Annotated in this window: 8 protein-coding genes and 1 pseudogene; 7 read left to right on the top strand and 2 right to left on the bottom strand. The window is 62.0% G+C overall.

The genetic code is table 11. From position 1 onward, the window contains the following. Positions 1-144 precede the first annotated feature (144 nt). The 4 genes and pseudogenes from VIF40_RS17010 to VIF40_RS16995 all read left to right on the top strand — a co-directional run. Positions 145-1,791: pseudogene (locus tag VIF40_RS17010) on the top strand (TonB-dependent siderophore receptor); the annotation flags it as partial. Between the two features lie 4 nt (positions 1,792-1,795). Continuing rightward, on the top strand, positions 1,796-2,029 hold the full coding sequence (locus VIF40_RS17005; protein ID WP_331938704.1) for a hypothetical protein: 234 nt from the start codon (positions 1,796-1,798) through the stop codon (positions 2,027-2,029). Between the two features lie 22 nt (positions 2,030-2,051). Beyond that, positions 2,052-2,306, top strand: a complete 255-nt coding sequence (locus VIF40_RS17000; RefSeq protein WP_331938703.1) for a hypothetical protein — start codon at positions 2,052-2,054, stop codon at positions 2,304-2,306. A gap of 215 nt (positions 2,307-2,521) precedes the next feature. Continuing rightward, the gene (locus VIF40_RS16995) at positions 2,522-2,701 is read left to right on the top strand and encodes a hypothetical protein (protein ID WP_331938702.1); all 180 of its coding nucleotides are present in this window, start codon (positions 2,522-2,524) and stop codon (positions 2,699-2,701) included. A 350-nt stretch (positions 2,702-3,051) separates the two neighbouring features. Here VIF40_RS16995 and VIF40_RS16990 read toward each other — a convergent pair whose 3' ends face one another. After that, positions 3,052-4,425: a HAMP domain-containing sensor histidine kinase gene (locus tag VIF40_RS16990; protein WP_331938701.1), complete on the bottom strand. Its 1,374-nt coding sequence runs from the start codon at positions 4,423-4,425 to the stop codon at positions 3,052-3,054. Next, positions 4,422-5,099 (bottom strand): response regulator transcription factor, encoded by a 678-nt coding sequence (locus VIF40_RS16985; protein WP_331938700.1) that lies wholly within the window; start codon positions 5,097-5,099, stop codon positions 4,422-4,424. Before VIF40_RS16985 ends, VIF40_RS16990 begins: the two co-directional genes overlap by 4 nt. Positions 5,100-5,316: 217 nt before the next feature. On the opposite strand from VIF40_RS16985, the gene VIF40_RS16980 reads away from it, so the two are divergent. From VIF40_RS16980 to VIF40_RS16970, 3 genes are all read left to right on the top strand, one after another. Further along, the gene (locus VIF40_RS16980) at positions 5,317-5,682 is read left to right on the top strand and encodes a hypothetical protein (RefSeq protein ID WP_331938699.1); all 366 of its coding nucleotides are present in this window, start codon (positions 5,317-5,319) and stop codon (positions 5,680-5,682) included. Positions 5,683-5,764: 82 nt separating this feature from the next. Continuing rightward, positions 5,765-8,086: a TonB-dependent siderophore receptor gene (locus VIF40_RS16975; RefSeq protein ID WP_331938698.1), complete on the top strand. Its 2,322-nt coding sequence runs from the start codon at positions 5,765-5,767 to the stop codon at positions 8,084-8,086. 76 nt (positions 8,087-8,162) lie between these two features. Next, positions 8,163-9,443, top strand: coding sequence for a PepSY-associated TM helix domain-containing protein (locus tag VIF40_RS16970; RefSeq protein ID WP_331938697.1), 1,281 nt, complete (start codon positions 8,163-8,165; stop codon positions 9,441-9,443). Positions 9,444-9,962: the final 519 nt, after the last annotated feature.

The raw sequence follows: 9,962 nt of genomic DNA, 5'->3' as shown, positions 1-9,962 counted from the left end.
GCAAGGAGCGCGCGTCATAATCGCCTCGAAGCCCAATCGCCGCCGCCATGGCGAACCTCCATGTGTTCGCCTGGTCGAATCAAATTTCAGCCGATTCGGGAATCCCACACGTGAGTCGGCCTCTCAGAGAGTTGGTATTATTACTCGGTCCAAGAACAGATCGGATCCTTCGGATTGACACGCACGACGGTCGACATGACGGGACCGGTCACAGCGGACAAATCCGTGCTATATCGCTTGAATGGAGAATATTATCGCACAGATTCGTATCGCGACTTCGTTACCGATCGGAATGTGCTGATCGCGCCGACGGTCACTTTTCGTCCGATCGAGCAATTTCGGATGAACATCGATTTCGAATATCAGAACCGCACCTGGGTCGATGACTTTCCCATCCTCCCCGCTGTCGGAGGAAGCCCGGCGTCCATTCCGATCAGCCGCTATCTTTCGCCGGCGTCGATCACGACGTCCAACCCCAATCATTTCGACAAGAAGCGGATTGCCTATGACTGGACCTATGATTTCGCGCCGAGCTGGAGCCTCACCAACCGGCTGAGCTATTCGAGCGTCGCCTATCGAACGATGAACGGCTATCCGAGCGGCTTCAACGAGTCGACGGGTGTTCTCGACCGATGGCTGACGGTCAACCCTGGCTTCACGGATCGGCTCTTTTCGACAAACATCGATCTAAAGGGCAAGTTCTCGACGGGTCCGCTCGATCATTCGATTTTGGTCGGCTACGATTACTTCAGCTATTACACGCCAGTCTATGCGACATATTACAACTTCTTTCCTCCTATCAGCTCCATCAATCTCTATGCGCCGACCTATGGATCAGAGTCGATCTACAACAACGGTTTTTACATTCACAATGGCCAGAAATGGTCGGGCGTCTATGGCCAGGACATGATCTCCTTCCTGGATGACACGGCGCATGTGCTGCTCGGCGGCCGTTACGATTGGGCGGAATACGGCATCAATAAGGACTTCTCCTCCGCCAGCGCGGCGCTCAATTCCTATTCCGACCAGTACGACAAGGCGTTCAGCCCGCGCATCGGCTTGCTCTATCAGCCGCTTCCCTGGCTCTCGCTCTATGGCAATTTCACGCGCTCCTTCGGCGCGAACAACACCGACGCCATGGGCGCGCCGCTGCCTCCGCAGAAGGGGGAGCAATTCGAAGGCGGCGTCAAGGCCGAGCTGTTCGATAAGCGAATGACGCTGACCATGGCCTATTTCGACATCACCAAGACCAATATACCTACCGCGGATCCGCGGAACTCGATGAACACGCTGCTCATCGGCAAGGCGCGCAGCCAGGGCTTCGAATTCGATCTCAGCGGCCGCATCGACCACCATTGGAGCGTCATCGCCAATTACACCCACGACGACGTCCGCACGATCGAAGGCTCGCCGCTCAATCCCGCCACGGAGATTTACACGCAGCTTCCCGTCGCCGGCTACAAGCTCGGCGGAAGTCCGCGCAACTACGGAAATCTATGGATCAAATACGACGCCGACGACGCATTGCGCGGCTTGAGCCTTGGCGCCGGCGTGACGGTGAGCGAGAGCTCGTTCATCGACAACGCAAATTCCGCCATTCTGCCCGGCTATACCTTGGTCAATGCGATGATCGCCTATACGACCAAGATCGAAGGCTTCACCGTGACCGCGCAGCTCAATGCGAAGAACCTCGGCGACGTCATCTACTATCCCTCCTCGGGCAACAACCGGTTCAACATCATCACCGGAACGCCGCGCACATTCCTCGGATCGCTGCGGGTCGAGTTCTGATCAAATGGAGCAGCGCGGGCGCGATCTCTATTTCGGCGAGAAGACGGAGCGCCACCACTGTCACGGCAACGTCAATCTCGACGATCGGTTCGTGCGCGCCGAGACGCGCGAGGAGGAGACGCCGTTCCACAATGCGGGCCTCTATAACACCGACGGCAAAGGCGGCGATCCGCAGCTTAATCGCGGCGCCTTCAAACTCACCGGCGATCCGCACGTTCCACGCGCCCAGCCTGCGTAACATTGCGGTGACGGCCCACTATATGCACGACGGTTCGGTTGCGACGCTCGAGGAGGTTGTCGACATTTACACGCGCGGCGGACGGAACATCGCGAGCAGGCCGAACGCCGGCGACAGCGCAGTCAGTCCGATGAAGAGCGCGCTGATCGTCAAGATCGATCTGACGCCGCAGGAGAAGGCCGATCTGCGCGCCTTTCTGTGGGCGCTCTCCAACGAGACGCTACTGACCTCGCCGCACTTCTCCGATCCGTGGAGGGCGCAGGCCGCGAAGAAATAGCGTGCGTTCCCTCGCCGGGGAAAGTCGCTCGGAAAATTGCTCGAGAAATAGACTCTGGCGGCGTCGGCCGGACGCGCGCCACCGACGCTCACGGACTGATGGAAGCGCTTCGACGATGTTTGCCTCTCATGGTGCCTCCGCGTGGACGATCGCTGGCTTCGTCGAAAGCGGCTGCGCGACGCCGCGGCTCGGACCGTCGATGTACGGTCACCAATGTGTTCGACGCCGGCGACGCCTTCGACCTCATGTGCCAGGTCGAAGTCGGCGATTGCGCCGACTCCGCGATCTTCGTGGCGCCCATCGCCGAGTTCGCTGTCGGACGGCATCCGATCGCGCGCGCCGTCGCCGAGTATCACCGCCGCCGTGCGCAGACACGCATCGACGACTTGGCGTAGCAAGCAGCGCGATCGGGGAGGGCGAAACGCGTCACGAGACCTCAAGCCAGGCCGTGGATGTCCGGCGCGGCGAAGGTCCGCGGGCGCGGCGAATGTCTCCTCCTGGCGCCCCTGAGCTGTTCCCGAGGGCGAAGGAGGACAAAGGAGACCCGTTCCTTCCGAATGGCGGGCGTCCGATCACGCCGATAGCTGACATTATCGCTTCCAGGTCGAGAGCGGGCGCGATCGGGGCGCCGATTTCATTTTCGGCCGTCTCATCACCGGAACCGGCGGAGCGAGCTAAATCCTAACGCGAGTTCGAGTCCTTCAGCCGGCCGCCATCCGACGTAGATCGATGCGGCGCCGCGAGCTCACGCCGAGGGCAGCCGCACGACGAATGTCGCTCCGCCGCCTTCGGTCGTCCGGACCTCGATAGAACCATGCAATTCGTCGAGCAGCTCGCGCACGATCGCGAGTCCGAGGCCTGCTCCGCGCGAGGCGTCATTCTTGCGCCAAAAGGCTTCGAAGATGCGCTCTCGATCTTCGGGCGCAACACCGTCGCCATGGTCGGCGACCTCGATCACCGCGCCGGGCAAGACGCGGACGACGACCGTGCCGTCCTCGGGCTCCGCGCGCACGGCGTTCTCGACGAGATTGGCGACGACGCTCTCGACCACCCAGCCGTCGACCCGCGCTGCAACCCGCGCGGGCGGGGGCTCGAATTCGATAGTGCGGCGATTGTCGATGGCGATCGGCATGTAGTCCGCGGTGATCGCCAGCACTGTGTGGCCGAGGTCGATCTCACGGTCGCTTTTCTTGTTGGCTCCGCCGAGCCTCGCCAGAATCAGCAATTGATCGACGATCGTCTGAATTCGGCGCACGTCGCGTTCGATGTCGTGTTTGAGCGGCTTGTCGTTCAGCCTGTCCACTCTCGCCTTCAAAATGGCGACGGGCGTGCGCAATTCGTGCGCGGCGTTGGCGGTGAAGCGGCGGTGCCTTTCGACGCCATCGCGAACGCGATCGAAAGCGTCGTTGACGGCCTCCACGAAGGGGAGAACCTCCGTTGGCAGATCCATCGACGCGATCTGGCGGTCGAGCGAGTTCACGTCGACCACAGCGACCTCGGCTGCCGCCGCCCGCAATGGCGCGAGGCAGCGGCGGACGACGAAGCAGGCGACGGCCGCCACCGCTGCGCACAACGGAATGAAGGCGATAAAATTGATCAGCTTCAGATGATTGTAGAGCTGCTGAAGCACGTCGTCCCAATGGAAATACGCGCCATAGACGATGATCCGCATTCGCCCGATCGGCGTCTCCGCTATTCGGTCATAGCCGCGCGCGTCAGAGTTGGGATCGTCGGCGAGGTGAAACATCGAGCCGAAGCTCTCGACCTTGGTGCTCGGGGCGAAATGAGACGCGAGTTCCGTTGACGAACCCGGCAGCAGACCTCCGTCCTTCGGCTCGAAGACGGCGAAGCGGAATTCCGGGTTGCGCTGCATATGGACGAGGAGGCCGCGCGTGAGCTCGATGCGCCTCGTCCCGGACGCGTCCGCGCGAAGCGCATCGATGACGAGAATTCGGGCGCGCCGCGTCGTCCAGCTCTCGAGGCCGATCTCGGCAATGTCGCCGATGCGCAGAGCGGCGAGCGGCAGATAGACTGTCGCCGGAAGAGTGAAGAAAACGATGGTGAGCGTAGCCACCCAAGAGAGGACGAGCCGCGAGGACAAAGATCGGCCGACGGTCACGGGCGCGCCTTCCGAAGGAGATAGCCAATGCCGCGCGCGGCGTGAATTTCCACGCCGGCGCCCTGGTCCTTGAGGCGTTGGCGCAGGCGCGACACCAGCATTTTCAGCGCGTCAATCTGCGCCGCTTCGCCGAAACCGTAGATATCCTCGAACAGCGAGTCATGGGTGACGGCGCGTCCCGCTCGCCGCGCGAGGGACTCCAGCAGCAGCAATTCCCTCCTGTGCAGCACGAATGGCCGTCCGGAGACTTGTGCCTCACGCGCTTCGAGATCGAAGGACAGATTACCGACGACGATCGGCGGCTGCGAGCGTCCGCCCGGACGCCGCAGGCTCGCCCTGATGCGCGCCACCAGCTCGTCGGCGTCGAAGGGCTTGGAGAGATAGTCGTCCGCCCCGGCGTCGAGGCCGCTGATCTTGTCGTCCGTCGAGTGCAGGGCCGTGACGAAGACGATGCGGATGCCGGGCCGCAAGCCGCGGATCGTCGGCACCGCGCCGATCGAGTCCCCGTCCGGAAGGCGGCGGTCGAGAAGCACCAGCGGATAATCGCGCGTCCGTAGCGCCTCCAGCGCCTCGGCGATGTCGCCGACATGGTCCGTCACGAATCCCGCATCATTGATGCGGTCTGCTATCAGCGCCGCCATCTCGCGCTGGTCTTCGACGATCAGAATGCGCACAAGAGAGCTCCCGCCGCCACGACGCTCCGTACCATGGGAAAGCATTCGCTCTGTCGAATGACCCCCATCCCGGCGATCAATTTCGCAACTGTGTCGAATTTGCAACTCCTGCCTGAATTCGTGTCTCTGCGCCGCTCGGACGAGCCGCTGCGTTACGGCCAAGTTACCGAAAGAGCTTAACGGTTCGAGGCCCCTTATCCAGCGGCGAGGAGCGGTCTTGCGCTATTGGTTAATCGTCTGCCTGACGCTGTGGCAGGCGCTGATATCCGTCGGCGGCGCGAACGCTCATGCGTTCGGATGGGCGCATGATAGAGGCGCCGCCTCCATCGCGGATCATTGCGGCGACGTTCGGCGCGGCGACGAAACGCCGTCGAAGGACAGCCCCGCCGCCCATTGCTGCATTCTCTGCGTGGCCGGCGGCTGCGGCGGGTTCGATTTGGCGACCGCGCCCGCGCCGACGACGCTAGCCCGCTCCCCCTGCGCCGCCGCCTCAACACGCCTCGTCGCGCTCCCGCATCTCCAGAGAAAGCCGCTCGGCTGGGGCTGCTCCTGGTCGTCCCGCGCGCCGCCCGTGCTCTCCTGACCCAATGAACGCGGCTCGCTTCCGAGCCGTGCCCTCGATTTGGTCCGCGTCGGCCTCCGCGCCACGCCAGGAGACATGAGACATGCTTCGTTCGAAATTGATGCGCGGCGTTTTCGCCGGCGCATTTCCGCTCGTTTCTTTCACCGCCTCCGCGCTCGCGCAGGAGACGCTGCCCGCGATCGACATCGCCGGAGAGCAGAATGGCTCTCCCCTGCGACGCAAGTTAGGTCAGCTCTCCTCGCTCGACGACGGCAAGCAGACCGGCTATGCGCGCACCAACGCCTTCACGGCGACGAAGACCAATGCGCCGCTCATCGACACGCCGCGCGCCGTGGTCGTCATTCCGCGACAAGTGCTCGAAGACAATCAGATCCTGAACACACAGGAGGCGGTGAAATTCGTCTCCGGCGTGCAGACGGGCCTTTTCACCTATTACGACGCCTTTCTGATCCGCGGCTTTTCCAACGGCAACAACACCTATCGCGACGGACTGAAGCTGACCGGCGTGGCCAACGCGTCGGACACGGCCTTCATCGAGCGCGTCGAAATCCTCAAGGGGCCGGCCGCCATGCTCTATGGACGCATTCAGCCGGGCGGCATGGTGAATTTCGTCACCAAGCGGCCGCAGGAAGAGGCCGCCTACAACATGCAGGAGCAGTTCGGCAGCTGGGGGCTCTCACGCACCACCGTCGACGCGACCGGGCCGCTCGACAAGGAGAAGACGCTCCTCTACCGCGTGATCGGCGTCTATGACCGCGCCGACGACTTCATCGACTTCCGGCATCGCGACAATGGCTCGGTTCTGGCGCGGCTCGCCTGGCGGCCGACCGAGCAATTCGAAGCGAATCTCTCCTTCCAATACGACCATCTCAAGACCGCCAGCCGCGGCAGCTACGGCCAGATGGTCCCGGCATTGGCGCAGAGCTACGCCATTCCTGGCTTCGTCGGCCGCCCGGCCGGCCTTCCGCGCAATTGGACGCAGATGGACCCGAAATGGTACGACGAATTTCCCGATGTGATGGAGCGTATTCTCGTCGCAGCGGATTGGACCTATCGTTTCGACAATCAATGGTCCGTGACGAACCGCTTCCACTATAATCATGCCGACGAAATGCAATATTATATCCTCTCGCGCGGCTATAATCTCACGACTGGCCAAATGAACCGCAAGCTCAGCTGGAGCCGCGGCTATCGCGACATGTATTCTCTAAATATCGACGTGAATGGCGAGGTGGAAACCGGACCATTGAAGCACAAGCTGCTCTTTGGCTTCGACTACTTCTGGTATCACCAGGTCTACAAGGGCGACAATCCGCCCGGCACGCCGCCTGCCGGCTTTCCAATGCAGCCGATCCCGGCTCTCGACGTCTGGGCGCCAAATTATAGCGGCATCGACTATTACTCGCTGCACGGATTCATCGGCCAAGGCTCGGGCAACCTTTTGTCTCGCTCCAATCAGGTCAACTTCGGCTATTACGTCCAGGACGACATCTCCTACGAGGATTTCATCCACTTCCTGATTGGCGGGCGTTACGACGTCGCCTTCGACGTCAACCAGGAAATTTCCGGCGTCACGCAAACGGCGGCCGGCGCGCAGTGCTATCCCTTCTGCGACGGCCACTATAATCCGTCCTGGAAGGGGAACAGGACCGAGCGCAAAATCTCGCCGAACGGCGGCCTGCTGGTGAAGCTCGACGAGAATTTTTCGATCTATGCGAGCTATGCGGAATCCTTCGGCAATTCCAACGCGGCGGCGCAGAGCGCCGACGCCACGCCGCTCAAGTCTCAGGAAGGGCAGCAATTCGAGGTCGGCGCCAAGGCGAGCCTCTTCGACGGCAGGCTGACCGGGTCGATCGCCGCTTTCGATCTCTATCTCTCCAACATTCTGACGCCGGACCCGCGCTTTCCGAATTCGAGCTTCCAGATCGCGGCCGGCAAGGTGCGCAATCGCGGCCTCGAATTGGACGTGGCGGGGCAGGTCACCGACAATATCAGCATCATCGGCAGCTACACGAACAGCGACGCGATCGTCCTCAAGAGCAATGTAATCGGCACCGGCGCCATCCTCGGCAAGCGCTGGCCCGGAGTTCCGCGCCACGCCGGCAATCTCTGGGTGAAATACGACACTGCGCCGGGCGCCAACGACGGCTTCACCTTCGGGGCCGGCTTCTACGCCAATGGCGAGCGGCAGGGAAACACCACCAATTCCTGGCAGCTCCCCGCCTATGTGCGCTTCGACACCATGGTCGGCTATCGCTTCGTGTTGCAGAATGTGCCGATCGAGGCGCAGCTCAATGTCGTGAACATCGCCGACACGAAATATTCCGAGAGCAGCGACGGCGGCCTCAACGCCGCCTATGGCGCGCCGCGCACTTTCGTCGGCTCGCTAAAGGTGAAATTCTGATGTGATCGCGCCGCCGGCCGGGCGCAGCGGACGCCCGGCCGGCGGCGCGATTGAAGTTATTTTCGGAGGCCACACCATGATTCGTTCGATTTTCGTCTTTCTGCATCGCTGGGTTGGGCTGGCGATGACTGGATTTCTCATCATCACAGGACTGACAGGCAGCCTGCTCGCCTTCAACACGGAATTGGAGCGCGTTTTCGCGCCACAGCTGTTCGCCGAGCCGCGGCCCGGCGTTGCGCCACTCGATCTCGCCACGCTGGCCGAACGCGCTCAGGCGATCGTTCCCGACAGGACTGTCGGCGGCGTGCTCTATGCGGAGCCGGACCAGATACTGGTCAGTTTCGCGAGCACGAACGATTCTGTCACCGGCAGGCCGAACCCGATCGCAGGCTTCGACCAATTATTCCTCGATCCCTGGACTGGAGCCGAGCTCGGACGTCGAATGCGCGGCGATATTTCTGAAGGGCTCGTCAATCTCATGCCCTTCATCTACAAATTGCACTGGACTCTAACCCTCGGCCCCTTCGGCTCGACGACGCTCGGAATCATCGCGATCGTCTGGTCGATCGACTGTTTCGTCGGCTTCTACGTTACGCTTCCGATCTCGCTCTGCGACTTCTTCCGGCGCTGGAAGACGGCCTGGCAGGTAAAATGGCGCGGCGGCGCCTATCGCGTCAATCTCGATCTGCACCGCGCCAGCGGCCTGTGGCTGTGGCCGATCCTCTTCATCTTCGCCTGGTCGAGCGTGATGTTCAATATTCGGCCGGTCTATGAATGGGTGACAAAGGCGACCTTCGATTATCGCTCGCGGATGGACGAGGCGCGGGCCATCATGCAGCGTCCTCGCAATGACGCGCCGCGTCTCGACTGGCGCGCGGCGCAAGAAACTGGCGCGCGCCTCGCTACGGAGCTTGCGGCCGAGCGCGGCTTCGCCGTTTCGGCGCCGCTCGGGCTCGGCTATAGCTCGATGGGCGGAATCTACACCTATCAGCTCCGCACGAGTCGGGACGTCTTCGAGCGCTCTCCCAAAGGCGGCTCCACGATTATCGCGCTGGACGGACGCGATGGTTCGCTCGTCGCTCTGCACCTGCCGACCGGCGAGCACGCCGGCAATACGGTAGAGAGCTGGCTCTATGCGCTGCATATGACGCGCGTGTTCGGCCGGACGTTTCAGATTTTCGTCTGCGCGCTCGGCCTCTTCGTCGCGCTGCTATCGGTCACGGGCGTTTATATCTGGTGGAAGAAACGGCGCGCACGAAAGCTTTCCATGAATCGCTCGGCCGCACGCTCCGGCGGGAAGCAGCCGCGGCTCGAAGCCGACTCGCGCACGCCGGCGGCGACAGGCCACTCACGATAACGAAGGGAGGGCTTTCTGCTCCATTGTTTTCTTCGCCGATCGATTCTTGGCGCGGTGTGCTCATTCCGAGCCGGCGCGCCTCGCCGATCGAGAAATCGTAAGCCTTCAATATAGACTGGCGAATGATGTTTGAAACGACGGAGCAATTGCATCGTCTTGTAGCGGCGAAGGAATGCCGTTCACTTTCTTGGCGTCGGACCTTAGCGAGGCGAAGTAGGCGACCGCGCATTCCTGCATCACCGGCTTCGAACGCCACAAGACTTACAGCGCGGCCACAGGATTCGGAACTTTATATCCTGCCTACCGACCCGCCGCGACGAACGTCCCCGGACTCCAGAGAAAGCGGACGCTCCGGCCGTCCGAGACGAACGGCCGCTCATGTAAAGGTTTTCGGATGCCGGCCCTTTGCGAGCACTCGGCGTCGCGCAGCCTTAGGGCCGGCATCCGAAAACCTCCAAGGAAGGAAACCGCGAGTCGGAAGGGCGCCGTCGCCGCCGCGAGCTATGGGGATTTATGTGT

The organism is Methylosinus sp. (assembly GCF_036560965.1).
In the GTDB taxonomy this organism is placed as follows: domain Bacteria; phylum Pseudomonadota; class Alphaproteobacteria; order Rhizobiales; family Beijerinckiaceae; genus Methylosinus.
This window is presented reverse-complemented; position numbering and strand designations above follow the sequence as displayed.